Source organism: Shinella sp. NM-101, from assembly GCF_021401195.1.
GTDB lineage: Bacteria > Pseudomonadota > Alphaproteobacteria > Rhizobiales > Rhizobiaceae > Shinella.
The window spans coordinates 59,209-83,420 of the sequence record NZ_JACBFT010000020.1 but is presented as its reverse complement, the minus strand read 5'-3'; the positions used below and the strand labels follow the sequence as shown (position 1 = coordinate 83,420).

Below are 24,212 nucleotides of genomic sequence, written 5' to 3'. Positions count from 1 at the left end.
GACCGGGCGGCGGCGGGGCGGGCGCGCGCGCGGCGGCGGGGCCGGCGGCGGCGCGCTTGTCGGCCGTCAGCGCCACCATGGCGGCGGTGATGCCGGGGATATCCTTGACGACGCGCTCGGCGGCCGCGCGCATGGGATCGAGCTCGCGGGCGCGCTCGGCCGGGACGGTGATCGAGAAATAGGCCTTGCCGTCGGAGATGAAGACATCAGAGACGAGGCCGAGGTCGACGATATTGCCGTCCATGTCCGGGCCGCGCACCGTGCGCAGCCGTTCCAGAACCTGTTCCTTGCTTACATCAGTCATGAAACCCTCGATCGATCCCGTCGCGGCCTGCGGCCGCTTTGCCTGCCGTAGATAGTGCACGCAAGGGCCGCCGCCAAACGAATTTGACTGCGACGGCGGCGCGCGGCTTTGCGGCAGGTTGCCTCAGGGCCAATCAGGCGATCAGCCCGCGGCGGATGGCCTTGACCACGGCCTGGGTGCGGTTGACCGCCTCCAGCTTGCGCGTGACCTGGTTGAGGTAGTGGTTCACCGTATGCTCGGAAAGGCCGAGGATCTCGGCGATCTCCAGGCTGGTCTTGCCCGCCGCCGTCCAGCTCAGGCACTGGATTTCGCGCTCCGTGAGCACGACCTGGCCGGATTTCCAGGCCGAGCCGATCTCGGCCAGCCGGTTGAAGATGTGGACGGAGATCATCTGCAGCATCAGCCGCTCGTCGCGGCCGAGCGTGGCGCTCTCGCCGCCCCACACGACGGCGCCGCGGTTGCCGAGCGCGTCGTGCACGGGGAAGAAATGGCCGGTCAGCATGCGATGGGCGGTCATCGTCTCGAGCAGCTCGGTGAAATCCATCTGCTCGGAGGATTCGCCGATCCATTCGCGCATGTCGTAGGTGAACGGCACCGTGGTGAGCCGCAGCTTGCGGATGCCCGCGCTGTGGCGGACCATGCGCATGGCGTCGTACTTGGCGAGAATCTCCTGCGGCCAGTTGCTGACGATGGAATAGGCCGAGAGCTTCTCCGCCTCGAAACCCGGCAGGTTGAAGACGATGAAATACTTGAGGCCGTATTCCTCGCACTTGCGGCGCATGTAGCGAACGATGTCGAACTGCGTCTCGAGGCCGGCGATCTCGGCGCCTTCGTCCTGTCCCTGGTTTTCGCTGCTTCTGGTTTCGTCAGCCGTCATGGTGCCCCGCAATCGTTGTTGCTCGCCTTGGGCAATTGGAGCGGGGCCGCACGCATTCCAGAAAGTCGCAAGGTTTTTTATGCATCAGTTCAAAAGTCCGGCGCGGATCGCCTTGGCGACCGCTTGAACCCGGTTGACAGCGTCGAGCTTGCGCGTCGCGCGGTTCAGGTAATGATTGACCGTATATTCCGAAAGTCCGAGGATTTCGGACATTTCGACGCTGGTCTTGCCGGCAGAGGCCCAGGACAGGCACTCGATCTCGCGGCGCGACAGCGAAACGTTCTGCCGGCGGCCGGCGCGCAGCTCGACCACCTCGGTGAAGATATGGTTGGCCAGCGCGTTGAGTTCGGCCATCTCGCGCGGCGTCACCGCCTCGCGCGTGCCGCCGAAGGCCAGCGCGCCGCGCAGGCCCGCCGAATTGTGCGCCGGGAAATAGGCCCCGCGCGACAGGCCGTGCCGCTCGAAGAGATCCGCCGCGATCGCCGCCTTGCCGTCGCCGCGGCGACGGTTGGTGCGCTCCGCATCGTAGGCGAAGGGATTGGTGCTCTGGCGCAGGCGCTCGACAACGGGGCTGCCGAAGATGAGGCCCGCATGGTCGTAGGTCTTCAGCATCTCGTCCGGCCAGGACGTCAGCAGCACGTTGGAGGAGAAGTCCGGCGAGGTTTCCGAGGGGACGTTGATCAGGAGATAACCGCGGAAACCGTAGCGCGCGGCGATGCCGTCGAGCATCTCGGCGACGTCCTCCTCCGAACCCATGGCCGAAAGATTCCCGCCCCAGCGGCTCTGGAACTGCGCAGAAGATGTCGTGTGGAATCGATCCGCCATGTCCATTTTCCTTCAGCAATGCAGACGATTGCGCGGCAGGCCCTGCCACACATACGCTTGCTTGCCTCAGGAACCCCCGTATCCCAATGCAAGTATGTCTCGAGAGCCGCACCTCAAGTCCGCGGCGAGCGACGCAACCCGATCGTTGCTTGTCAGGGAAGCTAATGGCGACCCCAATCCACGTCCAGCGCGATTTTCTAATTTACCGTAAAATGGGGCCATAAGACAACTCTGCGACCGGTAACGCACATCGTGATCCACTTATCGTTGCGGACCGAGCCGCGCCGAAAGCTCGTCCATGATGGCGCGAGCCGCATGGCGCACGCGCGGCGCCCAGTCGTCGAGCTGCGCCTGCCCCACCCGATAGGCCGGGCCCGTCACCGAAACCCCGGCCACGAGCGCCCGGCCGGGATCGACGAGCGGCGCGGCGACGCAGCGGATGCCCGGCTCGTGCTCCTCCCGGTCGAAGGCGATGCCGCTCGCCCGGATCTGCGCGAGCTCGGCCATCAGCGTCGCGCGGTCGGTGATCGTCTGCGGCGTGAAACGGCGCAATTCCAGCCCGCAGAGGATAGCGTCGAGCGCCGGGGCATCGAGCGTGGAAAGCGCCGCCTTGCCGACGCCCGTGCAATAGGCGGGCGACGCGTTGCCGATCTGCGAATTCATGCGCACGGCCTGCCGGCTTTCCACCTTGTCGAGATAGATGATCTCGTGCCCGCGCAGCACGCCGAGATGCACGGTCTCCCCCGTCTGCCCGTGCAGCGCCTCCAGGAAGGGCGCGGCGACGGCGCGGAACTCGTTGCGCGCCCAGGAGGCGGAGGCAAGCTTCAGCAGGCGCAGGCCCGGCACATAGGCATGGTCGGGCCTGAGCTCCAGAAGCCCTTCCTGCACCAGATGGGAAAGCTGGCGGTGCAGCGTGCCGCGCGGCTGGCCACTGACGGCGAGCACCTCGGTGAAGCGCATCGGCCGATCGGCAAGCGCAACCGTTTCCAGGACGGCGACCGCCTTGCCGAGCGTGCCCGTGCCGCTTTCCCCATCCCGTTCCATCACCATTGCCGCAACCCTCTCCGGTCTCTTGACAGGGCGGCATGGTAGCGGAATAATTCCGAATAATCAAACTCAGTTCCACATAGTGGAATTCACGGAGACAGCGATGGCGGGACGGCATCCGGACCTGAGAGGACAGGGCGTCATCGTCACCGGCGGCGGTTCCGGCATCGGCGCGGCGCTGGTCGCGGGTTTCGCCGCCGAGGGCGCACGGGTCGCCTTCCTCGACGTGGCGGAAGCGGAAAGCCGGTCGCTCGTCTCCAGCCTGGAAGGCACGGTCGAGCACCTGCCGCATTATATAAGAGCGGACCTTCGCGACATCGACGTGTTGCGGGCGGCCGTCGCGGAGGCGGCGGCAAGGCTCGGCGGCATCCGCGTGCTCGTCAACAATGCTGCGCGCGACGACCGGCACGATCTCGACACCGTCGAGCCTGACTACTGGGACGAGAACCAGGCGGTGAACCTGCGCCATCACTTCTTCGCCGCGCAGGCCGTCGCGCCGCACATGCGCCGGGGCGGCGGCGGGGCGATCGTCAACTTCTCCTCCATCGCCTTCCTGCTCAACATGGGAGAGCTGCCTGCCTATGCGACGGCCAAGGCCGGCATCGTCGGCCTCACCAAGTCGCTCGCCGGCAAGCTCGGCCCGGACAATATCCGCGTCAACGCCATCCTGCCCGGCATGGTGCTGACCGAGCGGCAGAAGCGCCTGTGGATCGACGATGCCGCCATTGCCGGCGGCATCGAACGCCAGTGCCTGAAGCGCTCCCTCGTCGCCGCCGACATGGTCGGTCCCTGCCTCTTCCTGGCGTCGGAGGCCTCCGCCGCCATCACCGCCCAATCCCTCATCGTCGACGGAGGCATGCTCTGATGACCGGAACCATCGCGCGATCCGAACCCGCCTATGCCGCGGTGGACTGGGGAACCTCCAGCTTCCGCCTCTGGCTGGTGGGCCGGGACGGCGGCGTCATCGCCGAGCGGCGCAGCGGCGAGGGCATGACGGCGGCGGCCCGCACCGGCTTTGCCGCGGTGCTCGAAAGCCACCTTGCCGCCGTTTGCGCCCCGACAGGCCTGCCGGTCCTCGTCTGCGGCATGGCGGGCGCACGGCAGGGCTGGATCGAGGCCGGCTATCTCGATACGCCCGCGGCCCTCGCCGACATTCCGACCGCCGCCGTGCGCATTCCCGGCATCGAGGCGGATATCCGCATCCTGCCCGGCCTTGCCCAGCGCGATGCCATGGCGCCCGACGTCATGCGCGGCGAGGAGACGCAGCTTCTCGGCGCGGCCGGCGCGCTCGGCGGCGGCGACCATCTCGTCTGCATGCCCGGAACGCACAGCAAGTGGGTCCGCCTTTCCGGCGGAAGGGTCGAAGGCTTTTCCTCCTTCATGACCGGCGAGCTGTTCGAGGCCATCGCCGGGCACACCATCCTCAGCCACGCCATCGCCGATGCCGGCGCCGTTTCCGGCGACAATGCCGCCTTCCGCTCCGCCGTCGCCCGCATGGTCGAACGGCCGGCGCTCGCCACCAGCCAGTTCTTCTCCGTGCGGGCCGGCTCGCTGATCGCCGGGCTTTCGCCTGACGACGCCAAGGCGCGGCTTTCCGGCACGCTGATCGGGCTGGAGATCGCCGGCGCGCTTTCGCTGGTCGCAGAAGGCACGCCGGTCGCGCTCGTCGTCTCCGGCGGACTCGGCGCGCTTTATACCGCAGCGCTCGCCGCCGCCGGCATCGCGCCCACCCTGATCGATGCCGACACCGCCGTGCGCAACGGCCTTGCCGCGGGCGCCAGGGCGCTCTGGTCCCTTTGAAGAAAGCTGGAAAACAATGAGCCGCACTCCCTTCCCCCCGATGAGACGCCCGCTGATCGCCATCCTGCGCGGCCTGAAGCCGAACGAGACCGAGGATGTCGTCGGCGCGCTGATCGAGACCGGCTTCACCGCCATCGAGATCCCGCTGAACTCGCCGGAACCGTTCCGGTCCATCGAGATCGCCGTGAAGATGGCGCCCGAGGGCTGCCTGATCGGCGCCGGCACCGTGCTGACGGTCGCGGACGTCGAGCGCCTCGCCGATGTCGGCGGACGGCTGATGGTGAGCCCGAATGTCGAGCCCGACGTCATCGCCGCCGCCGCCGCCAGGGGCATGGTGACGATGCCCGGCGTCTTCACCCCCACCGAGGCGCTCGCCGCCGCGCGCGCCGGCGCGACGGGACTGAAGTTCTTCCCCGCGAGCGTGCTCGGCCCGTCCGGCATCCAGGCGATCCGCGCCATCCTGCCGCCGGAGCTGGAGATCGCCGCCGTCGGCGGCGTATCGGACAGGAATTTCGCCGACTATGCGGCCATCGGCATCCGCAGCTTCGGCCTCGGCTCCAGCCTCTACAAGCCCGGCATGGACGGCGCCGAGGTGCACGTGCGCGCCGAAGCCACCATCGAAGCCTATGACACCGTCTATGGAGGAACCCGATGACCGAGACCCATTCCTTCACCGGCCGCATCCTTTGCGAGACCGCCTGCCATCTCGGCGAGGGACCGACCTACGATCCGGCGACGGACAAGGCCTTCTGGTTCGACATTCGCGGCCGCAAGCTGCATGAACTCCACCTCGCCACCATGGCGAAGGCGGTGCACGACCTTCCCTTTCTCGGCAGCGTGCTGGCGGTGGTCGATGCGGAACGCCAGCTCATCATCTCCGACCAGGGCCTCTTCATCCGCACCGTCGCGGACGGCCGGCTGGCGCCCTTCGCGAGGCTAGAGGACAAGGCCGCCAACCGCTCCAACGACGGGCGCGTGCATCCGTCCGGCGCGCTCTGGGCAAGCACGATGGGCCGCAGCGCCGAAAAGCAGTCCGGCGCGATCTACCATGTCGCGGGCGAGCGCGTGACGAAGCTCTTTTCCAACCTCACCATCCCGAACAGCATCTGCTTTTCCCCGGACGGCGGCACCGGCTATTTCACCGACACGGACGTCAACCACCTCATGAAGGTGTCGCTCGATCCGAAGACGGGGCTGCCGACCGGCGAGCCGGAACTGCTCAGCGACGAGAGCGGTACACCGGGCGGTGTCGACGGCTCGGTCTGCGATGCGGACGGGCTGATCTGGAACGCCCGCTGGGGCGAAAACGCCGTGGACGTCTACAAGCCCGACGGCACGAAGGTGGCGCGCCATCTCGTTCCCGCCTCGCAGACGAGCTGCCCGGCCTTCATCGGCGCGAAGGCCGACCGGGTGCTCGTGACGTCGGCATGGCAGGACATGGACGCGGCGGCGCGCCTGGCAGATCCCCATGCCGGCCAGACCTTCGAACTCGGCGTCGTGGCGAGGGGGCGCCTGGAGCCGAACTTCAGGCTGTGACACCCGTCATTCCATGCAGGAACCTGCGCGGCCCCGCCGGTTTATCCGGCCGGGGCCGTCGCTTTTGCATGGCTGCAATCAAAAAGAAGGCAATTTTCATCGGAACCAAAACGGGGGGGCGCCGTTCCTTGTCCATCAGCCGGTGCGGACGGACACTCGAAACCGCCGCCGCGCCTTGATGCCAACGAGACGAAAGGCAGGTTCACAATGACCAACAAACTTCTTACCTCCGTTGCCGCTGGTGCACTCTTCCTGGGCGCGGCTCTTGCTCCGGCAGCTTATGCACAGGATACCAATCAGCCGGCAGCCGGCCAGACCCAGCCCATGGAGCAGCCCGCCATGACCGGCGATGCCGCGACGGGCACGACCCCTGACGACACCGCCGCCACCCCGGGCGCGGCGCCGACCGAAGACACGGCGCAGACGCCGGCAACCGGAACCACGACCGAAGATACCGCCCAGACCCCGGCAACGCCGAGCGAGGACACCGCCCAGGCTCCGGCAACCGCCGGTGGCGATTACCTGACGGCACAGTCGGACGAGCAGATCAGCGCCAATACCTATATCGGCCAGGCTGTCTACAACAGCGCCGATGAGAGCATCGGCAAGATCTCCGACCTGATCATGGAAAAGAGCGGCGGCATCGATGCCGCGGTGATCGGTGTCGGCGGCTTCCTGGGCATCGGCGAGAAGTGGGTCGCCGTCCCGTTCGAGAAGATCTCGATCACGCAGGTCCCGGATTCCGACGATGTCAAGCTGACGACCACGGAAACGGCCGAAAGCCTGCAGGCCGCGCCGGAATTCAAGACCAAGGCGCAGCAGGTCGCCGAACGTCAGGCCAATACCCCGGTCGATTCCTCGACGACTTCGTCGACGACGGGTACGGCCCCGGCTCCGGCTCCGGCCACGACGCCGCCGGCCGAATAAGCCGGAACGTTCCCCTGACCTCCAGCCCGGTGGCACTCCCTGCGCCACCGGGTTTTTTTGTGCTCTTTGCTAGAACAGGACACCGTAGCGCATGGCATCGTAGATGCCGGCATGGATGTTGCGGCTGTGGACGGCATCGCCGATGCGGAAGAGATCGAAGGTGCCCTCGGGATTGCGGGACCGGATCGGGTTCTCCTGGCGCATGAGCGCCTTGTAGTCGACGGCACCGAGATTGCGCGACAGCGGCTTCAGCTCGAAATAGAGATCGGCCATCGGCATGGTGCCGTGCTCGACGACGACCTGCGCGACGCGCCGCTCGGCGGCGGCCGTCGGCGAGAAATCCGAGCCGAGGGTGGCCACCAGCGCGTTGCCGTCGCGGCGCACCGCCTTGAGGCGGGTGTTGATCGTCACGCGGACGTTCCTTTCCGCAAAGGCCTTCGCATAGGGAACGTGGTTCATGCCGCCGATCTCGGGGGCGAAGAACCGCTCCGGCGAGACGAGTTCGATCTCCACGCCGGCTTTCGCGATCAGCTCCGCCGCCGTCATGCCGGTATGCGCGCCGTTGTCGTCGTAAAGCAGGACCGGGCCTTCCGGCTTCACCGCGCCGGCAATGATGTCCCAGCTCGATATGACGAGATCGTCGCCGGCTTCCAGTTCCGGGTTCTGCGCGATGCCGCCGGTCGCGACCACGACGAGGTCGGGCTCAAGCGCGAGCACGTCGTCGCCGCCGGCAAAGACGTTGTAGCGGATCGGCACGCCGAGGCGTTCGAGCTCGGCAAGGCGCCAGTCGACGATGCCGACGAGTTCCCTGCGGCGCGGGTTGCGGGCGGCAAGCAGGATCTGCCCCCCGGCCTCGCCCATGGCCTCCAGCACCTCCACCGCGTGGCCGCGCTCGGCAAGCACGCGTGCGGCCTCCAAGCCTGCCGGGCCGGCACCGACAACCACCGCCTTGCGGCGAGGTCCCGAGGATTTCGAGATGACATGCGGGATGGTCGCCTCGCGGCCGGTCGCCGCATTGTGGATACAGAGCGCGCCGCCGCCTTCATAGATGCGGTCGAGACAGTAGGTGGCTCCGACGCAGGGGCGGATCTGCGCCTCCCTGCCCTCCTCGATCTTCCGGACGATATGCGGATCGGCGATATGGGCGCGGGTCATGCCCACCATGTCGAGCTTGCCTTCGGCGATCGCGTGGCGGGCCGTCGCCACGTCGGCGATGCGGGCGGCGTGGAAGACCGGGAATTTCGTCGCCGCGCGCACCTCGCCGGCAAAGTCGAGATGGGGCGAGGCCGCCATGCCCTGGATCGGGATGACGTTGGTCAGATGCGCGTCGTGGTCGATATGGCCGCGGATGATGTTGAGGAAATCCACCTTGCCGGACCCGGCGAGACGCCGGGCGATCTCGACGCCCTCCTGCCTGGAAAGCCCGGCCTCCCAGTCCTCGTCGGCCACCATGCGGATGCCGACGATGAAATCCGGGCCGACGGCCTTGCGGACGGCGTCGAGCACCATGTCGGAAAAGCGCAGGCGATTGTCGAGCGAGCCGCCATACTCGTCCTCGCGCCGGTTGGTGGCGGGGGACCAGAAGCTGTCCATCAGGTGGCCGTAGGCCTCGAACTCGATGCCGTCGAGGCCGGCGGCCTGCATGCGCTGGGCCGCGGCGGCGTAATCGCCGACGATGCGCTCGATGTCCCAGTCCTCGATCTCCTTGGGGAAGGCGCGGTGCGCGGGCTCGCGCACCGGCGAGGCGGAGAGGACCGGCAGCCAGTCGCCCTTGTTCCAGCCCGTCCGCCGGCCGAGATGGGTGAGCTGGATCATGACGGCGCAATCATGCTCGTGACAGTCGTCGGCGATCTTCTTCAGCCAGGGCACGATCTCGTCGCAATAGGCGTGGAGATTGCCGAAGGCGGGCGGGGAATCCTCCGAGACGATCGCCGAGCCCGCCGTCATGGTCAGGGCCATGCCGCCCTTCGCCTTTTCCAGATGATAGAGCCGGTAGCGGTCCTTCGGCATGCCGTCTTCCGAATAGGCCGGCTCGTGCGAGGTCGACATGATCCGGTTCTTCAGCGTCAGGTGCTTCAGCCGGTAGGGCTGGAGCAGCGGGTCCTTCGATTGCGTCATTCCAACAGTCCTGGGGTTTCAATACCATGCATCGGCCATGGCGGCCTTCTTGCGGTCCATATAGTCGCAGAGCGCCTCGTCGATCGCGATGTCCAGCGGCGGCGCCTCGTATTCGGCGAGCGTCTTCTTCCACTGGCGGTTGGCGCGGGTGGCCATGTCCGTCGCGCCGCCCTCACCGCTCCATTTCTCGAAGGGCTCGTTGTCCGACAGCGTCGAATCCCAGAAGGCGCTCTGATAGTTGCGCATCGTGTGGGCCGAGCCGAGGAAGTGGCTGCCCGGGCCGACCTCCAGGAAGGCGTCCATGGCGAGCGTGTTGTCGTCCACGGTGACGCCGGCGAGGTAGGAATGCAGCGCGCCGCAGAGATCCGCATCCATCACGAACTTCTCGTAGGACATGGACAGCAGGCCATCGAGGAAGCCGGCCGAATGCAGGATGAAGTTCGCGCCGCAATGGACGGCCGACAGCATGGACATCAGCCCTTCCTGCATGGCCTGCCCGTCCGGCAGCTTGGAATTGGAGAAGTTGCCGGCACAGCGCAGCGGCAGCCCGAGCCGGCGCGCGAGCTGGCCGACCACCATGGAGCCGATGGCGGGCTCCGGCGTGCCGAAGGTGGGCGAGCCGGAGCGCAGCGACATGGAGGAAAGGAAATTGCCGAAGATGACCGGCGCGCCCCTGCGCTCAAGCTGGGTCAACGCGCAGCCGGCCAGCGTCTCGGCATAGGACTGGGCGATGGCCCCGGCATTCGTCACCGGGCCCATCGCGCCGCCGAGAATGAAGGGCACGATGACGGCGGCCTGGTTGGCGCGGGCATAGGCGCGCAGCGAGCGCGTCATGGTGCCGTCCCAGACGAGCGGCGAGTTGACGTTGACATTGCCGAGGATGACGCAGTTGCGGTCGACGAAGTCGGCGCCGAACAGGATGCGCGCCATGTCGATGGAATCCTCGGCGCGCTCCTCGGCGGTTATCGAGCCCATGAAGGGACGATCCGAATAGCGGATATGGCTGTAGACCATGTCGAGGTGGCGCTTGTTGACGGGAACATCGACCGGCTCGCAGATCGTGCCGCCGGAATGGTGCAGCCAGGGGCTCGCCTGGGCGAGCCTGACGAAGTTCCTGAAATCCTCCAGCGTGCCGTAGCGGCGGCCCCGGTCGAGGTCCATGACGAAGGGCGAGCCGTAGGCCGGCGAGAAGACGACGGCGCTGCCGCCGATCTCGACATTGTTCGCCGGGTTGCGGGCATGTTGTGTGAAGGTGGAAGGCGCGGAGGAGACGATCTCGCGCAGCATGCCGGGCTCGAAGCGCACCAGCACGCCCTCCACCGTCGCGCCGGCGCGCTTCCAGTGGTCGAGGGCGGCGGGGTCGTCGCGGAACTCGATGCCGACCTCGGCGAGGATGCGGTCGGCGGCCCGCTCGATCTTCCCGAGGTTCTCCTCCGACAGGACGTCGTAGGTCGGGATGCCGCGCAGGATATAGGGCACGCCGAGGGGCTTTGCCGCAGCGTCGCGCCGCGTGCCCCTGCCCCGCCGTGCCGGCGCTTCGATCGCCGCTGCCTCAACCATTGCCGCCTCCATAATCCGGTATGAGGCTAGGCGGGAAAAACCGCTTTGTAACGCTGGAAAAAATTTACCGAAGCTATAAGCTGGATTTATGGAAACCCTGCGCCGCCTGATCCCTTCCGCCTCCAGCCTCATCGTCTTCGAGGCCGCCGGCCGGCACCAGAATTTCACCCGTGCCGCAGGCGAGCTCGGCATGACGCAGGCGGCCGTCTCCTATGCGGTGCGCAATCTGGAGGACCAGCTCGGCGTCGCGCTCTTCCACCGCGCCCACCGCGCGGTAGAGCTGACGGATGCCGGCGAGCGCTTCCATGCGGACGTGACGCTCGGGCTCTCGCGCATCCAGAAATCGGCGGAGGACATCCGCGCCAAGGGACGCGAGACAAATGTGACGCTCGCCGCCTCCACCGCCTTCGCCTCGATGTGGATGCTGCCGCGGCTCGCCAAGCTGAGGGCCGACCTGCCCGACATCGACCTTCGCATCCAGACCAGCGTGCGCGACCTCGACCTCGACGAGGAGCCGATCCCGCTCGCCATCCGCGGCGGCGACCCGGCGAAATGGCCGCGCTACCATTCCGCGCTGCTCGCGCCCGAGGTCATCACGGCGGTGGCGAGCCCGGCCTTCGTGGAAAGCCGCGGCCATCCGCGGACGCCGGAAGAATTGCTGAAGCTGCCGCTCATCCACCTGGAGGAGCCGGTGCGGGCGACCTGCGACTGGCCGGAATGGTTCGCAAGCGCGGGCGTGCGCTATCCCGCGCAGGCGCGGCGGCTCGCCATCAACGACTATGTCCTGGTGATCCAGGCGGTGCTTTCGGGCGAAGGCGTCGCGCTCGGCTGGCGGCATCTCATCGAGGGGCAGGTGCGCTCGGGCGCGCTCGTGCCCGTCGGCGGCCATGTGCTGAAGACGGACGACGCCTTCTACATCGTCTGGCCGCGCTCGCGCGAGCTCAACGGGCCGGCGCGGCGCGTGCGCGACTGGCTGCAGGAGGAAGGCCGGCAAAGCCGGGCGATGGAGGCCTGAGCGTCAGCGGCGCAGGACCGGCTGCACCTCCTCGTGGAAGAAGCGGAAATAGGAGGTGATCTGCGCCAGCGCGTTGGTCGAGAGCTTGTACTGGATGCCGAGCCGGCCGTTGCTGAGCCAGCGGACCGTGCCGCTGAGGCGGCCGAGTTCCTCGCTCTCGATGGTCACGAGCTGACCCGGCAGGACCTGGAGCGGCTTTTCCAGGTCAAGCGCCATGCCCGTCGGCGACAGGTCCACGACCCGGCCCCGGCACCGCTGGTGCATGACCCGGACATCGGCGAAAATGCGGACCCTGGAACGATTGGTCGCCCTGACAGGCATATCCTTGATGTTTGTCATCCGTGGCTCCCTTCACGAATTCGTGTCTGGAAGGGAGCATAGGACGGATCATTTTCGGCGCCGCTAAACAAAAGCGTACAATTTTAGCGAACTGGCCTATTTGGGCACACCACGCTTGTCAGGAAGCGGCGCGGCCTTCGACGCTGACATAGCGGTCGGCGAGAAAGCGCATGGTGGCGACGGCGTCCGCGGGCTTGCCGTAGAAATAGCCCTGCCCCATGCCGCAGCCGAGCGCCTTCAGTTTCAGCGCCTCGGAGAAATCCTCGATGCCCTCGGCGACGACGGCGAGGTCGAGGCCCTCGCACATGGCGACGATGGCCTTGATGATGTGCTCCGACGCCTTGTCGTTGGAGATGCGGGAGACGAAGGCGCGGTCGATCTTCACCTTGTCGAAGGTGAAGTCGCGCAGCCGCCCGAGGCTCGACTGGCCGGTGCCGAAATCGTCAAGCGAGACGCGCACGCCCGCCGCGCGCAGTTCCCCGACGATCTTCTGCGCCGTGTCGGCATCCGTCATGACGGCCGTTTCGGTGATCTCCAGCTCCAGCCGGCGCGGATCGAGGCCGACGCGGTTGAGGATCGCCAGCGTGTTGAACGCGGTCTTCGGGTCCATGAGCTGGGCGGAGGAAAGGTTGAAGGAGAGGAAGAGCTCCTTCGGCCAGGACAGCGCCGCCTCCGCCGCCTTGCGCAGCAGCGTGTCGGAGAGGGCATCGATGAAACCGCGTTCCTCGGCGAGCGGCACGAAGACGGCCGGCGAGACATAGCCGAGGTCTGCATCGCACCAGCGCGCCAGCGCCTCGAAGCCGACGACGGTGTCGTCGCGCAGGCTGACGATCGGCTGGAAATGCACGTCCACCTCGTTGGCGATGATCGCGTTGCGCAGCGCCTGCTCGAGCTGCGTCGCGCGCTTCATCTCCTGGGCGATCTCCTGCGAATAGACGGTGATCTGGCCGCGCCCGCGCCGTTTCGAACGGTAGAGCGCGGTGTCGGCGCTTTTCAGGAGCTCGGTGAAGTCCTCGCCGGCGAAGGGATAGATGGCAAAGCCGAAGGAGGCGGAGAGCCGCACGTTGCGGTCGCCGAGGTCGAAGGGGGCCGACAGCACCTCGCGCAGCATCTGGCCGATCTTCTCGGCGCCCTTGCGCTCGAAGACCAGCGGCAGGACGAAGGCGAACTCGTCGCCGCCGTGGCGGGTGACGGTCGCCCCGTCGGGGATGCAGGCCTTGAGGCGGTGCGCCACCTGGCAGAGGATCTCGTCGCCGGCGCGCGGGCCGAAGAGATCGTTGATGGGCTTGAAGCCGTCGAGATTGGCGATGCCGATGGCGAAGGGCGCCGGGTCCTCCTCGCGCTCCTTGGCGATCTGGCGCACCTTGTCGCGCAGGCGGTAGAGATTGCCGAGCCCCGTCAGGGGGTCGGTATAGGCCATGGCATGAAGATCAGTCTGGGAAACATCCAGCGCCGCATGATCAGCAGACTTCATCAATGATTTCCCGCACTTGCACCTGACCTCCGAAGACCGCCATACGATGCGGCATGACCGTTAACAAATGCATAGCAAGCGATCGTCAGACCTTCCCACCGGCCTCCCGATTTCTGGGGGGTTGACCGCCTGTTTTCAACCCAGGGATCTGCCGGGGTCAGGCGACGGATTTTTCCGGCCTCGTCGCGGCGTAGCGCCGGTAGATGGCCTCGATCATATCAGGGCTCACCGGCTTGGTGATGTAGTCGTCCATGCCGGCATCCATGCAGTTCTGCATGTCGACATTGAGCGCCTGGGCGGTGACGGCGACGATGGGCGTGTGGGTGCCGGTCAGCTTCTCCGCCTCGCGGATCTCCATGGCCGCGTCGATGCCGTTCATCACGGGCATGGAAATGTCCATCAGCACGAGGCGCGGCTGGTGCTTGCGCCAGAGCATGACCGCCTCCTCGCCGTTCTCGGCGATGCGGTGCGAGATGCCCATGCCCTCGAGGATCTGCGAGAAGACGAACTGGTTGATCTGGTTGTCCTCGGCGACCAGCACCTCCACGTCGCCGATGGCGGCGGGCAGCATGGTCGCGATGTCGGTGGCGATGTACCAGTCGTCCGACAGCGAGACGGGCGTGACGATGTCGCCGAGGGGCGATTCGTTTTCCGACAGCAGTTCGTGCTCCTCCACGAGGACGCGCATGAAATCCGAGCCGATGCCGTCGGGCACAATCAGCCGCGTGGCGATGCCATGGCCGTTGGCGACGATCTCGCCGTGGTCCGGCACGTTGTCGTCGACGACCACCAGATCGACCGAAAGCGCGTGCCGGATCGCAAGGTCAAGGAAGGCCTCGTATTCGCGCAGGCCGGTCACCGCGCAGCAATCGGCGCCGCGCGCCTTGAACTCGCCGACGAGGATGTCCTCGATGCGCGGATTGGGCGTGACGACGAGGACGCGCCTGCCGGCCATCGCGCCGAGGTCCTCGGGGTTGAGCTGGGTGAGCAGCAGCCGGCGCTCCGCATCGCGCACGGGATCGAAGCAGTTCTGCGCCTCCACGAAGCCGCCCGGCACGCGCAGGAGCGCGTCGTCCCCGTCCGCCACGGCCCTTTCGCCGGTAACGAAGGCCGACAGGTCCTCCATGACCGTCACGACGGCATGGTGGCCCGGTGCGCCGATGCGATACTTGCGGGTGACGACATAGAGATCGGAGCCGTCGGCGCGGATGATGTGCTCGGCGAGCGTGAAGGGTTCGCCCGTTTCCAGCACCGCGCGGTCGCTCGCCTCGATGCGCCCGGCGCTCTCCGCATCGGCCAGCGCCCAGATCGTGCGGCCGAGAACGCTTTCGGCACTGGTGTCGTAGATCGCGCAGAATGCCTTGTTGACGGCGATATAGGTGAGGTTGCGGTCCTTGATGACCATCGGCGACGGCAGGGTCTCAAGGATCTCCTCGGTGAGCGCGATGCGCTCCAGGTCGAGGCGCCACTGCTCTTCCTGCTTCTTCTGCTCGGAAACGTCGACGAGGGTCGTGACATTGTAGCCGTTCGGCAGGCGGCGCTTGCGGAAATGGATCCAGCGGTCGCGGCCGAGCCGCTCGACGGTCTCGTGCTGCTCGCGCCAATGGGCGGAAATGCGGGTGGAGATCCACTCCTCGCGGTTGATGGCCTTGTGGCGCTGGTCGGGCGCGATGCCGTAGCGCACGCCGCTGTCGAAGATCGCGCCGAGCACGTCGCGCAGGCGCGTGCCCGGTGTCAGCGTATCGGGAGGGATCGGGAAGTAGCGCAGGACCTGGCGGCTGGCGAAGACGAGGCAATCGTTCTTGTCATAGACGATCACGGCGGCGGCGAGGATATCGCACGCGGCCTCGAACATTCCGAGCCGGATGTGCGCGTCTGACGGCGCTACATCATTCATTATGGCAGTCCTCGCCTGTCTGGCATTCCCGGAAACATGCTGATCGGCGCTCGCGCGCCTTGGGACATCGGGAAAGTCAGCGGCCAGCGTCGCTGAAATCGTCCGCCGGGAGGCCCCGGCCGGCTTGTTCTCATACAAGCGCCAGGGCACGTTGGCAGCATTGTATTAAAGCCTGATTAAACTCTTAACGGCACCCGGCGCGCATGGGCCGGGAAAAGCCAAGATGCCGCTGGCGGGCGGCGGGCGAATCCGCGAAAATGGCGCCATGACCATCAGGCAGCTTTCCGAGACCCTCATCAACCAGATCGCGGCCGGCGAAGTGATCGAGCGCCCGGCCAGCGCCGCCAAGGAGCTGATCGAGAACGCGCTGGACGCCGGCGCCACCCGCATCGAGATCGCCACGGCCGGCGGCGGCAAGACGCTGCTGCGCGTCACCGACAACGGCTGCGGCATGGCGCCCGCCGATCTGGAGATGGCGATCCGCCGGCATTGCACCTCCAAGCTCGAAACCGACCTTATCGACATCCGCACGCTCGGCTTCCGCGGCGAGGCGCTGCCCTCCATCGGCTCGGTGGCGAAGCTCTCGCTGCTCAGCCGCACGGCCGAGGCGCGCGAAGGGGCGGAGATCAGCGTGACCGGCGGCAAGGTCGTGCCGGTGCGCCCGGCCGCCGCCAACCGCGGCACCGTGGTGGAGGTGCGCGACCTGTTCTTCGCCACGCCCGCGCGCCTGAAATTCCTCAAGAGCGAGAAGGCCGAGGCTTCCGCCATCTCCGACGTCGTGCGGCGCATGGCGATCGCCTTCCCGCATGTGCGCTTCGTGCTGTCGGGCTCCGACCGCACGACGCTGGAATTTCCCGCGACCGGCACGGACCGGCTCGCCCGCATCGCGCAGGTGCTCGGCCGCGATTTCCGCGACAATGCGATAGAGATCGATGCGGCGCGCGAGGACGTGCGGCTCACCGGCTTTGCCGGCGTGCCGACCTTCAACCGCGGCAACAGCCTCAACCAGTTCGCCTTCGTCAACGGCAGGCCGGTGCAGGACAAGCTGATCTGGTCGGCGCTGCGCGCGGCCTATGCCGAGACGATCCCGCACGGGCGCTACCCGGTCGCCGTGCTTGCCATCGACATCGACCCGGCGCTGGTCGACGTCAACGTGCATCCGGCGAAATCGGACGTGCGCTTCCGCGATCCCGGCCTCGTGCGCGGCCTCATCATCGGCGCGATCCGCGAGGCGCTCGCCCGCGAGGGCGACCGGGCGTCGACGACAGGCGCGAGCGGCCTGATGCGCGCGTTCCGGCCCGAAGCGCCGCGCCCCGCCACGCCCTGGACCCCGTCCGCCTCGCCCTACCGGCCGTTCGAGGCCGCGATGGCTGCGCCCTTGCGCGCACAGCAGGCGGGCTTTGCGGAATTCGCCGCGCCCTCGGCGCGCAGCGAGCCGGCCTTCGCGCCGTCAGACGCCATCGGCGAGGAAATGTCGCCGCAGCGCCATCCGCTCGGCGCGGCGCGGGCGCAGCTCCACGAGAACTATATCGTTGCGCAGACCGAGGACGGCCTCGTCATCGTCGACCAGCACGCCGCGCATGAACGGCTCGTCTTCGAGGCGATGCGCGAGGCGCTGCATGCGCGCGCCGTGCCGGCGCAGGCCCTCCTCATTCCCGAGATCGTCGACCTGCCGGAGGACGATTGCGACCGGCTGGTCTGCCACGCCGAGGAGTTCGCCAAGCTCGGCCTCGGCATCGAGCGCTTCGGCCCCGGCGCCATCGCCGTGCGTGAGACGCCGGCGATGCTGGGCGAGATGGACGCGGCCGGCCTCATCCGCCAGCTTGCCGACGAGCTTGCGGAATGGGACACGGCGAGCGGCCTCAAGGCCAAGCTCGAATACCTCGCCGCGACCATGGCCTGCCACGGCTCGGTGCGCTCCGGCCGGCGCATGCGGCCGGAGGAGATGAACGCGCTGCTCCGCCAGATGGAGGCGACGCCCGGCTCCGGCCAGTGCAACCACGGGCGGCCGACCTATATCGAAATCAAGCTGTCCGACATCGAGCGGCTGTTCGGCCGAAGCTGAGAATGGCGAAAAGGCTGGAAATTTCAGCCTTGCCGCGATATGGCATGAGGCGCGTTCCTCACGCGCAGCCGCCGTGGAATTGCTCCAACATAGACGGATACCGAAATCGATGATGAACCGTTTTGAAGGCCGCGGCGGCAGCCGTGAAGCGAAGATCCGCTATCTCGACGGCGATTTCCAGATCCTGATGCCGGGCTCGCACGTCATCTGCGCGATGACCGGCGAGACGGTGCCGGTGGACGAGCTGCGCTACTGGAGCGTCGCGCGGCAGGAAGCCTATGTGAGCTGCGCCGCCTCGCTCGATGCGGAAAAGCGCGCAGGCACCCTGCCGAACCAGAAACGCTGAGCGCGCCTTTCCGGTTACTCAGGCTTTCCCCACGGCGAGCCGCTGCAGCTTGCGCCGCCGCGCATTGATGATCGCCGCATCGATGATCGCATCCGGTCCCTTGGGGTCGTCGAAGCGGATTTCCACCTCGATCACGCGGCTCTTTTCCTTCAGTTCCTCCGAACGGCCATGGCCGCCGCCGAGCCTTACGCTGTCCTTGGCGGTCGTCACGAGCTGGTAGCCGAGGCCCTCGGCATGGTCGAGGATCTCCGCCACCTCGTCGTCGCTGAGATGGTGGTGGTCGGGGAAGCTGCGCGTGACATAGAGATGCGCGCCCGTCTCGTTCACCGTGCGGAAGAACTTCTCGTTGTCGGCGATGCCCGACCAGGCCATGACGACCTTCTCCCTGAGATCCTCGGCGCCCACGGTGACGAGGGTGGCCGGATGGATCGCCTTGCCGGCGCGCGCGGCCTGGCGGATCAGCCGGTCGGCCGCATCGCCATCGCCGATCGCCAGAAGCGCGCTCGCCTGCCGCATCTGCTCGGCGATGGGCGCGCGCACCGGCCCGCCGGGCACGAGATGGCCGTTGCCGATGCCGCGGCGCGTGTCGATGACGAGCAGCGCATAGTCGAAGGTGAGGCGCGCGCTCTGGAAACCGTCGTCCATGATGATGAGGTCCGCGCCCTCCTCCACCAGCTTGCGCGCGCCCTTCACGCGCTTGCGCGAGATGACGGTCAGCGCCTCGCGGGCGAGCAGCAAAGGTTCGTCGCCGACGGCGCGGGCGCGGTGATGGTCGGGATCGACGACGGTCGTCACATCGAGCGAGCCGCCATAGCCGCGCGAGAGGAAGCCGGGCTTCAGGCCCCGCGCCTTGGCGGCGCGGGCGAGCGCGATTGCGGTCGGCGTCTTGCCGGCGCCGCCGACCGTGAAGTTGCCGACGCAGATGACGGGCACCGGCACCTCGACGCGCCGGCCCTTGCGCATGCGTCGCCCGGCGATCAGGCCGTAAAGGCGCGAGACGGGCCAGAGCGCATAGGCGCGCCAGTCCGGCTTCGTCCACCAGAAAGGCGGCGCTTCAGTTACCATGTCGTCCCCCGCGGGCGTCCCTGCCCGGTCGTTGCGCAAGGAAACGTGAAAACCTGAGGAAAATCAACTGCAAGAAATAGCGCCGGATGGCGCGGGACGGAGGGCTGCCCACGCGTCCCGCGGCCGCGACCTTCTCCCCGCAGGCGGGGAGAAGGGGAAAGAGGCGCCGGCTTGGCCAGCGAAAGAAGCATGACGGAAGCCCCTGCCGCTTGTCCCTCCCCGCTTGCGGGAAGAAGATGCCGGCAGGCGGGCGAGAGGCGAGGCGACCTGCTCACGCCGCCGGACGGGCGGTGGCCGCCGCGGGAAGCAGCGGCAGGAGTTCGGTGATGTCGTTGAGGCAATAGTCGGACGCCTCGGACAGCGACAGCCGCGAGCCGGTTCCGGTCAGCACCGCGACGGTGAGGCCGGCGCCGGCACTGCGGCCCATGTGCAGGTCGTGGTTGTTGTCGCCGACGACGGCGATCTCGTGCGGCTGAAGGCCGGTCGCCGCGCAGAAGCCGAGCACCATGCCGGGCTCGGGCTTCGTGCCGAAGCCGCTGTCGTAGCCGGCGACATAGTGCAGGTAGCCATCGAAGCCGAAGCGCCGCGCGGTCGCGCGGATGGAGGCCTCGTTGTCGCTGGAGGCGACGCCCAGCCAGTAGCCGCGCGCATGCATGGCGGCGAAGAAGGCGGCAAGGTCGGTGACGGCGACGGTGCGATCGGCGGAGCTGGCGAAGAGGCCGTCGAAATGGGTCGTCAGCGCGTCCACCGTGAAAGGCGCGCCGGCGGCGACGAAACCCTCGGCGATCTCCACCGTGTTGCCGGCGGCAAGCAGGCTGTCCGGCAGGACATGGCCGGTATCCGGGTCCATGCCCCCGGCGAGAAGCAGCCTGCGGGCAAGCGCCGCGTCATCCCCGGCGGCGATGCGGGCCAGCTCGTAGTTCACCGGCACCCAACTGCGGGCATAGTCGAGCAGCGTGCCGTCCTTATCGAAGAGGATGCCGGAGATCGTCGCCGCCTTGCTCATGCCTTGTCCTTTTCTACGAGGTCTGGCGCGGGTGGAGCCGCGCCTTCACGGTGAGCGGGTTGATATAGGGCTCCAGCCCCTTGACCGTGGCCTTCAGCGCGCCGCGCATCTCCTGCACGGTCTCCTGCCCCGCCTCGATCATCCGCCGGCGCGTCTCGTCGTTGCCGAGCAGGTAATGCACGCCCTTGGCCAGCATCTCGACGTCGCGCACCATCTTGGCGCTGCCGTTGCGCGCGAGCTGCTGGTAGGCCTCGCGGAAATTCTGCACGTTGCCGCCGGACAGAACCGCACAGCCGAGCATGGCCGGCTCCAGCGGGTTCTGCCCGCCCTCGGCGAAGAGCGAGCGGCCGACGAAGGCGATCTCGGTCATGCGCAGGTAAAGCCCCATCTCGCCGATCGTGTCGCCGAGGAAGATGTCCGTATCGGGGGTGAGCGGCTCGCCCGAGGTGCGGCGGACGACCTTGAGGCCGCGCGCGGACAGCATGTCGGCGACGGCCTCGCCCCGCTCGGGATGGCGCGGCACGATGATGGTCAGAAGGCCCGGCGTGCGATCCTTCAGCACGCGGTGCACGTTGCCGGCGGCTGCCTCCTCGCCCTCGAAGGTCGAGATCGCCGCCCAGGTGCGGCGGCCCGCGATCTGGTCGCTGTAGGATTTCAGGACGGCCGGATCGGCCGGCGGCGCATCCGTATCGACCTTGAGGTTGCCGGAGACCAGGACCGGCAGGGCGCCGAGCGTGCGGAAACGCTCGCCGTCCGTCTCCGACTGGGCGATGACGAGCGCGAAATTCTCGAACAGCGCATCGGCGATGGCATGCCGGCGCTGCCAGCGCGGAAAGGAGCGGTCCGAGATGCGGCCGTTCACCAGCACCTGCGGAATGTGGCGCGCGCCGAGCTCCAGGATGGTCATCGGCCAGATCTCCGACTCCGCCATGATCGCAAGGTCGGGATGCCAGTATTCGAGGAAGCGGCTGACGGCCGGCTTGAGGTCGAGCGGAACGTATTGATGGATGACATCGTCGCCGAGCCGGTCGTGCACGACCCTGGCGGAGGTGACGGTGCCCGTCGTGAGCAGCACGGCGATGCCGCGGCGGCGCACTTCCTTGATCAGCGGCACGATGGCATTGGTCTCGCCGACGCTGGCGGCATGGAACCAGACGAGGGGACCAGCGGGACGCGCGACGCTGGCGATGCCGTAGCGCTCGCGCCGGCGCGAGCGCTCCTCCTTGCCCTTGGCCGCACGCAGCGCAAGATAGGGCCCGACGACCGGATAGAGCGCGACGCCGCCCCAGCGGTAGAGCGACAGCGCGGCGCGGGCAACCCGTCTGCTCATGGGCAGCGCACCTTCATCTGTCCTGCCGCGTTCGCGGATGCAGGACCGCTGCCCGTCCTGGCTGGAGCTCTTCCGGCGGCTTTCCGGCTGTCGAGGATCATGGGGTCCAGTCTTTCTGCCCGGCGCGCGAGGCCGCGCGGGAACGGGAAATGCGGCTCAGCCCTGCTGCGGGTCCAGGAGACGGTGCATGTGCACGATGAAATAACGCATGTGCGCATTGTCCACGGTCTGCTGGGCCTTCGACTTCCAGGCGGTGAGCGCGCTCGCATAGTCGGGGAAGATCCCGACGATGTCGAGGTTGTTCAGGTCCCGGAACTGGAGGTCGGCGAGGGTCTTCAGCTCACCGCCGAAGACGAGATGGAGAAGCTGTTTCGGTTCGGTGGAGTCGGTCATGTCTGTCTCTTTTCCTAGGCCGATTTCGGCTGACGGTTTGCGGTATTCCGCTGGAAAGGTCAATGGCCGGAAAGGTGCCGCGCGGCCTCGACAAGCCCGGAAAGCCGGGCCGAACCCGCCGCGCAGAGCGTCTCGTGGCTGACGGTCGGCCGGTTGTAGGACAGCGGCCCGCCGTCAAGCCCGACAAGCGCGCCGCCGGCGCGGGCGAGAATGAGATCGGCCGCCGCCAGGTCCCAGTCGTGCGAGTTGCGTTTCACCAGGGTCGCATCGATGCGCCCGTCCGCCACCATCGCGAGACGATAGGCGAGCGAGGGCACATGGGCGATGCGGTGGACCCCGCCGATCATGCGCCGGTCGATGCCGTGCGCCATGTCCTCGGGGGCGGCCAGGCGGGTCGGGCGCGCGGCATCCGGGTCGGTCGCCGCGATGGGCGTGCCGTTCTTCAGCGCCGGTCCCTGCGCGGAGGCGGTGTAGAGTTCTTCGAGCAATGGGGCGAAGAGAACGCCCGCGACGGGCCGGCCGTGATGCACGACGGCGGCGCTGACGCACCAGATGTCCTTGCCGGCGATGAAGGCGCGCGTGCCGTCGATGGGGTCGATGACGAAGACGGTCTCGCAATCGAGCCGGCCGGCATCGTCGTCCGTCTCCTCCGAAAGCCAGCCGTAGTTCGGCCGGGCGGAGAGAAGTTCCTTCTTGAGGATGTCGTTGGCCGCGAAGTCCGCCGCGCTCACCGGCGAGCGGCCCTCGTTCTTCCACCACACGTCCGGCGCCTTGCGGAAGAAGTCGAGCGCCTTTGCGCCTGCCAGCCGCGCGGCACCGACGAGAAGATCGAGATCGGCGGTCCAGGCGTCGGCGGGGCTTTGCATGGTCCTACTTTCCGGCAAGCGTCATGCCTTCGATGGCAAGCGTCGGGGCGGCGACGCCGAAGCTGCGGTCGATGTCGTTCGCCGGCGTGATGCGCAGGAACATGTCGGTGAGGTTGGAGGCGATCGTCACTTCCGAGACCGGGAAGGTCAGCTCGCCGTTCTCGATCCAGTAGCCGGAGGCGCCGCGGCTGTATTCGCCGGTCACCATGTTGACGCCCTGGCCGATCAGCTCGGTGACATAGAGGCCGTTGCCGACGGAGCGGATCAGGTCCTCGGGCGAGACGTCACCGGGCTCCAGCGCGAGGTTGGTCGAGGCCGGGTTGACCGAAGTGCCGCCCCGCACGCCGCGGCCGTTGGTCCTGAGGCCGAGCTCGTTGGCCGTCGAGGTGGAGAGGAACCAATGATGCAGGATGCCGTCCTCGATCATGGCGAGGCGTCGGCCGGTGACGCCCTCGCCGTCGAACGGGCGCGACGACGGGCCGCGCACGATGAGCGGATCGTCGGTGACGGAAAGCCCCGCCTTCAGCACCTGCTTGCCCATGCGCTCGCGCAGGAAGCTGGTCTTGCGGGCGACGGAGGCACCGTTGATGGCGCCGGCGATGTGCCCGGCAATGCCGCGCGCCACGCGCGGATCGTAGACGACGGTGACGTTCTTCGCCGTCGGCACCTGGCGCGGATTGAGACGGCGGACGGCGCGGGCGGCAGCCTCGCGGCCGATCTCCTCCGCATCCCTCAGCTCGGCGAAATAAAGGCTCGAATCGAAATCGTAGTCGCGCTCCATCTTCGTGCCCTCGCCCGCGATCACGCTGACGGAGCGGCCGAAGCGGCTGGCGCTGTAGGCGCCGGAAAAGCCGTGCGAGGTGGCAAGCACGAGCCCGCCCATGCCGGCCGATGCGCCGGCGCCGCCGGAATTGGTGATGCCGGGAACGGCGAGCGCGGCGGCTTCCGCCGCAAGCGCGGCCTGCGTGAGCTGGTCGGCGGAGACTTCTGTCGGGTCGTAGAGTTCGAGGTCCGGCCAGTCCTTCGCAAGGTCCGCCTCGGCGGCGAGCGTGGCATAGGGGTCTTCTGGCGAGGCCTTGGCCATGGCGACGGCGCGCTCGGCGAGCACCGTCAGGTCGAAGCCGGGATTGGCCGAGACGGAGGCGACGCGCCTGCCGACGAAGACGCGCAGCGAGAAATCGTCGCTCTCGGAGGCATCCGTGCCCTCGACCTTGCCGAGGCGCACGCTGACGGAGGAGGAACGGCCGCGGACGACGACGGCATCGGCCGCATCCGCTCCCGCCTTTATGGCGCGGTCGATGAGTTCGCCGGCGCGCGCGAGAAGGCTTGCGGAATCGATGGTCTGTGACATGACTTGGCCTTTCTTTGCTGCCCCATTTATTGTGCGCCGGTACAGGCATCAAGGGCCACGCCCCTTTTTTG

23 protein-coding genes are annotated in these 24,212 nt (G+C 67.6%); 8 read left to right on the top strand and 15 right to left on the bottom strand.

Annotation, left to right across the window (positions count from 1 at the left end):
- The 4 genes from L0976_RS25120 to L0976_RS25105 all read right to left on the bottom strand — a co-directional run.
- Positions 1 to 304: iron-sulfur cluster assembly protein (locus L0976_RS25120; RefSeq protein ID WP_234189691.1), on the bottom strand; the 304-nt coding region annotated here is incomplete at its 3' end.
- A gap of 133 nt (positions 305 to 437) precedes the next feature.
- Complete coding sequence (locus L0976_RS25115; protein WP_203318034.1) at positions 438 to 1,181, bottom strand: LuxR family transcriptional regulator; 744 nt, start codon at positions 1,179 to 1,181, stop codon at positions 438 to 440.
- Positions 1,182 to 1,265: 84 nt separating this feature from the next.
- Positions 1,266 to 2,006, bottom strand: coding sequence for a LuxR family transcriptional regulator (locus tag L0976_RS25110; protein WP_234189690.1), 741 nt, complete (start codon positions 2,004 to 2,006; stop codon positions 1,266 to 1,268).
- Between the two features lie 261 nt (positions 2,007 to 2,267).
- Positions 2,268 to 3,056: an IclR family transcriptional regulator gene (locus tag L0976_RS25105; protein ID WP_234189689.1), complete on the bottom strand. Its 789-nt coding sequence runs from the start codon at positions 3,054 to 3,056 to the stop codon at positions 2,268 to 2,270.
- 100 nt (positions 3,057 to 3,156) lie between these two features.
- On the opposite strand from L0976_RS25105, the gene L0976_RS25100 reads away from it, so the two are divergent.
- The 5 genes from L0976_RS25100 (at position 3,157) to L0976_RS25080 (ending at position 7,316) form a co-directional block, all read left to right on the top strand.
- On the top strand, positions 3,157 to 3,918 hold the full coding sequence (locus tag L0976_RS25100; protein ID WP_234189688.1) for an SDR family NAD(P)-dependent oxidoreductase: 762 nt from the start codon (positions 3,157 to 3,159) through the stop codon (positions 3,916 to 3,918).
- Entirely contained in the window at positions 3,918 to 4,853 is a 936-nt protein-coding gene (locus tag L0976_RS25095) for a 2-dehydro-3-deoxygalactonokinase (RefSeq protein ID WP_234189687.1), read from the top strand. Before L0976_RS25100 ends, L0976_RS25095 begins: the two co-directional genes overlap by 1 nt.
- Positions 4,854 to 4,869: 16 nt before the next feature.
- Positions 4,870 to 5,508, top strand: coding sequence for a 2-dehydro-3-deoxy-6-phosphogalactonate aldolase (locus tag L0976_RS25090; protein WP_234189686.1), 639 nt, complete (start codon positions 4,870 to 4,872; stop codon positions 5,506 to 5,508).
- Positions 5,505 to 6,389: an SMP-30/gluconolactonase/LRE family protein gene (locus L0976_RS25085; protein ID WP_234189685.1), complete on the top strand. Its 885-nt coding sequence runs from the start codon at positions 5,505 to 5,507 to the stop codon at positions 6,387 to 6,389. The genes L0976_RS25090 and L0976_RS25085 overlap by 4 nt, the downstream gene beginning before the upstream one ends.
- A gap of 207 nt (positions 6,390 to 6,596) precedes the next feature.
- On the top strand, positions 6,597 to 7,316 hold the full coding sequence (locus L0976_RS25080) for a PRC-barrel domain-containing protein (RefSeq protein ID WP_234189684.1): 720 nt from the start codon (positions 6,597 to 6,599) through the stop codon (positions 7,314 to 7,316).
- Positions 7,317 to 7,385: 69 nt separating this feature from the next.
- Here L0976_RS25080 and L0976_RS25075 read toward each other — a convergent pair whose 3' ends face one another.
- Both L0976_RS25075 and L0976_RS25070 read right to left on the bottom strand, forming a co-directional pair.
- The gene (locus L0976_RS25075) at positions 7,386 to 9,434 is read right to left on the bottom strand and encodes an NADH:flavin oxidoreductase (RefSeq protein WP_234189683.1); all 2,049 of its coding nucleotides are present in this window, start codon (positions 9,432 to 9,434) and stop codon (positions 7,386 to 7,388) included.
- 18 nt (positions 9,435 to 9,452) lie between these two features.
- Entirely contained in the window at positions 9,453 to 10,994 is a 1,542-nt protein-coding gene (locus L0976_RS25070; protein WP_234189682.1) for a trimethylamine methyltransferase family protein, read from the bottom strand.
- Between the two features lie 88 nt (positions 10,995 to 11,082).
- On the opposite strand from L0976_RS25070, the gene L0976_RS25065 reads away from it, so the two are divergent.
- Positions 11,083 to 12,009: a LysR substrate-binding domain-containing protein gene (locus L0976_RS25065; RefSeq protein ID WP_234189681.1), complete on the top strand. Its 927-nt coding sequence runs from the start codon at positions 11,083 to 11,085 to the stop codon at positions 12,007 to 12,009.
- A 3-nt stretch (positions 12,010 to 12,012) separates the two neighbouring features.
- Here L0976_RS25065 and L0976_RS25060 read toward each other — a convergent pair whose 3' ends face one another.
- The 3 genes from L0976_RS25060 to L0976_RS25050 all read right to left on the bottom strand — a co-directional run bounded on the left by L0976_RS25060 (position 12,013) and on the right by L0976_RS25050 (position 15,719).
- Positions 12,013 to 12,348 (bottom strand): PilZ domain-containing protein, encoded by a 336-nt coding sequence (locus L0976_RS25060; RefSeq protein WP_203318023.1) that lies wholly within the window; start codon positions 12,346 to 12,348, stop codon positions 12,013 to 12,015.
- 118 nt (positions 12,349 to 12,466) lie between these two features.
- Positions 12,467 to 13,822 (bottom strand): bifunctional diguanylate cyclase/phosphodiesterase, encoded by a 1,356-nt coding sequence (locus L0976_RS25055; RefSeq protein ID WP_203318022.1) that lies wholly within the window; start codon positions 13,820 to 13,822, stop codon positions 12,467 to 12,469.
- A 157-nt stretch (positions 13,823 to 13,979) separates the two neighbouring features.
- Entirely contained in the window at positions 13,980 to 15,719 is a 1,740-nt protein-coding gene (locus tag L0976_RS25050) for a response regulator (RefSeq protein ID WP_234189680.1), read from the bottom strand.
- Between the two features lie 265 nt (positions 15,720 to 15,984).
- On the opposite strand from L0976_RS25050, the gene mutL reads away from it, so the two are divergent.
- Positions 15,985 to 17,784, top strand: coding sequence for a DNA mismatch repair endonuclease MutL (mutL, locus tag L0976_RS25045; protein WP_234189679.1), 1,800 nt, complete (start codon positions 15,985 to 15,987; stop codon positions 17,782 to 17,784).
- 109 nt (positions 17,785 to 17,893) lie between these two features.
- Complete coding sequence (locus L0976_RS25040) at positions 17,894 to 18,130, top strand: DUF2093 domain-containing protein (protein WP_203318019.1); 237 nt, start codon at positions 17,894 to 17,896, stop codon at positions 18,128 to 18,130.
- An 18-nt stretch (positions 18,131 to 18,148) separates the two neighbouring features.
- Here L0976_RS25040 and lpxK read toward each other — a convergent pair whose 3' ends face one another.
- The 6 genes from lpxK to L0976_RS25010 form a co-directional block, all read right to left on the bottom strand.
- Positions 18,149 to 19,195, bottom strand: a complete 1,047-nt coding sequence (gene lpxK, locus L0976_RS25035) for a tetraacyldisaccharide 4'-kinase (RefSeq protein ID WP_234189678.1) — start codon at positions 19,193 to 19,195, stop codon at positions 18,149 to 18,151.
- A gap of 271 nt (positions 19,196 to 19,466) precedes the next feature.
- The gene (locus tag L0976_RS25030; RefSeq protein ID WP_234189677.1) at positions 19,467 to 20,201 is read right to left on the bottom strand and encodes an HAD family hydrolase; all 735 of its coding nucleotides are present in this window, start codon (positions 20,199 to 20,201) and stop codon (positions 19,467 to 19,469) included.
- Positions 20,202 to 20,214: 13 nt separating this feature from the next.
- Positions 20,215 to 21,531 (bottom strand): lipid IV(A) 3-deoxy-D-manno-octulosonic acid transferase, encoded by a 1,317-nt coding sequence (waaA, locus tag L0976_RS25025; protein WP_203318016.1) that lies wholly within the window; start codon positions 21,529 to 21,531, stop codon positions 20,215 to 20,217.
- A 156-nt stretch (positions 21,532 to 21,687) separates the two neighbouring features.
- Positions 21,688 to 21,924: a DUF4170 domain-containing protein gene (locus tag L0976_RS25020; RefSeq protein WP_203318015.1), complete on the bottom strand. Its 237-nt coding sequence runs from the start codon at positions 21,922 to 21,924 to the stop codon at positions 21,688 to 21,690.
- A 59-nt stretch (positions 21,925 to 21,983) separates the two neighbouring features.
- Positions 21,984 to 22,790 (bottom strand): 3'(2'),5'-bisphosphate nucleotidase CysQ, encoded by an 807-nt coding sequence (locus tag L0976_RS25015; protein WP_234189676.1) that lies wholly within the window; start codon positions 22,788 to 22,790, stop codon positions 21,984 to 21,986.
- A 4-nt stretch (positions 22,791 to 22,794) separates the two neighbouring features.
- The gene (locus tag L0976_RS25010; protein ID WP_234189675.1) at positions 22,795 to 24,141 is read right to left on the bottom strand and encodes a TldD/PmbA family protein; all 1,347 of its coding nucleotides are present in this window, start codon (positions 24,139 to 24,141) and stop codon (positions 22,795 to 22,797) included.
- Positions 24,142 to 24,212: the final 71 nt, after the last annotated feature.

Coding starts and splice junctions, on each gene's coding strand:
- L0976_RS25080 (WP_234189684.1), top strand. CDS start 6,597: ATGACCAACAAACTTCTTACCTCCGTTGCCGCTGGTGCACTCTTCCTG.
- L0976_RS25050 (WP_234189680.1), bottom strand. CDS start 15,719: ATGAATGATGTAGCGCCGTCAGACGCGCACATCCGGCTCGGAATGTTC.
- L0976_RS25065 (WP_234189681.1), top strand. CDS start 11,083: ATGGAAACCCTGCGCCGCCTGATCCCTTCCGCCTCCAGCCTCATCGTC.
- L0976_RS25040 (WP_203318019.1), top strand. CDS start 17,894: ATGATGAACCGTTTTGAAGGCCGCGGCGGCAGCCGTGAAGCGAAGATC.
- L0976_RS25060 (WP_203318023.1), bottom strand. CDS start 12,348: ATGACAAACATCAAGGATATGCCTGTCAGGGCGACCAATCGTTCCAGG.
- L0976_RS25105 (WP_234189689.1), bottom strand. CDS start 3,056: ATGGTGATGGAACGGGATGGGGAAAGCGGCACGGGCACGCTCGGCAAG.
- L0976_RS25075 (WP_234189683.1), bottom strand. CDS start 9,434: ATGACGCAATCGAAGGACCCGCTGCTCCAGCCCTACCGGCTGAAGCAC.
- L0976_RS25100 (WP_234189688.1), top strand. CDS start 3,157: ATGGCGGGACGGCATCCGGACCTGAGAGGACAGGGCGTCATCGTCACC.
- L0976_RS25110 (WP_234189690.1), bottom strand. CDS start 2,006: ATGGCGGATCGATTCCACACGACATCTTCTGCGCAGTTCCAGAGCCGC.
- L0976_RS25015 (WP_234189676.1), bottom strand. CDS start 22,790: ATGCAAAGCCCCGCCGACGCCTGGACCGCCGATCTCGATCTTCTCGTC.
- L0976_RS25010 (WP_234189675.1), bottom strand. CDS start 24,141: ATGTCACAGACCATCGATTCCGCAAGCCTTCTCGCGCGCGCCGGCGAA.
- lpxK (WP_234189678.1), bottom strand. CDS start 19,195: ATGGTAACTGAAGCGCCGCCTTTCTGGTGGACGAAGCCGGACTGGCGC.
- L0976_RS25090 (WP_234189686.1), top strand. CDS start 4,870: ATGAGCCGCACTCCCTTCCCCCCGATGAGACGCCCGCTGATCGCCATC.
- L0976_RS25030 (WP_234189677.1), bottom strand. CDS start 20,201: ATGAGCAAGGCGGCGACGATCTCCGGCATCCTCTTCGATAAGGACGGC.
- L0976_RS25115 (WP_203318034.1), bottom strand. CDS start 1,181: ATGACGGCTGACGAAACCAGAAGCAGCGAAAACCAGGGACAGGACGAA.
- L0976_RS25085 (WP_234189685.1), top strand. CDS start 5,505: ATGACCGAGACCCATTCCTTCACCGGCCGCATCCTTTGCGAGACCGCC.
- mutL (WP_234189679.1), top strand. CDS start 15,985: ATGACCATCAGGCAGCTTTCCGAGACCCTCATCAACCAGATCGCGGCC.
- waaA (WP_203318016.1), bottom strand. CDS start 21,531: ATGAGCAGACGGGTTGCCCGCGCCGCGCTGTCGCTCTACCGCTGGGGC.
- L0976_RS25070 (WP_234189682.1), bottom strand. CDS start 10,994: ATGGTTGAGGCAGCGGCGATCGAAGCGCCGGCACGGCGGGGCAGGGGC.
- L0976_RS25055 (WP_203318022.1), bottom strand. CDS start 13,822: ATGAAGTCTGCTGATCATGCGGCGCTGGATGTTTCCCAGACTGATCTT.
- L0976_RS25095 (WP_234189687.1), top strand. CDS start 3,918: ATGACCGGAACCATCGCGCGATCCGAACCCGCCTATGCCGCGGTGGAC.
- L0976_RS25020 (WP_203318015.1), bottom strand. CDS start 21,924: ATGACCGACTCCACCGAACCGAAACAGCTTCTCCATCTCGTCTTCGGC.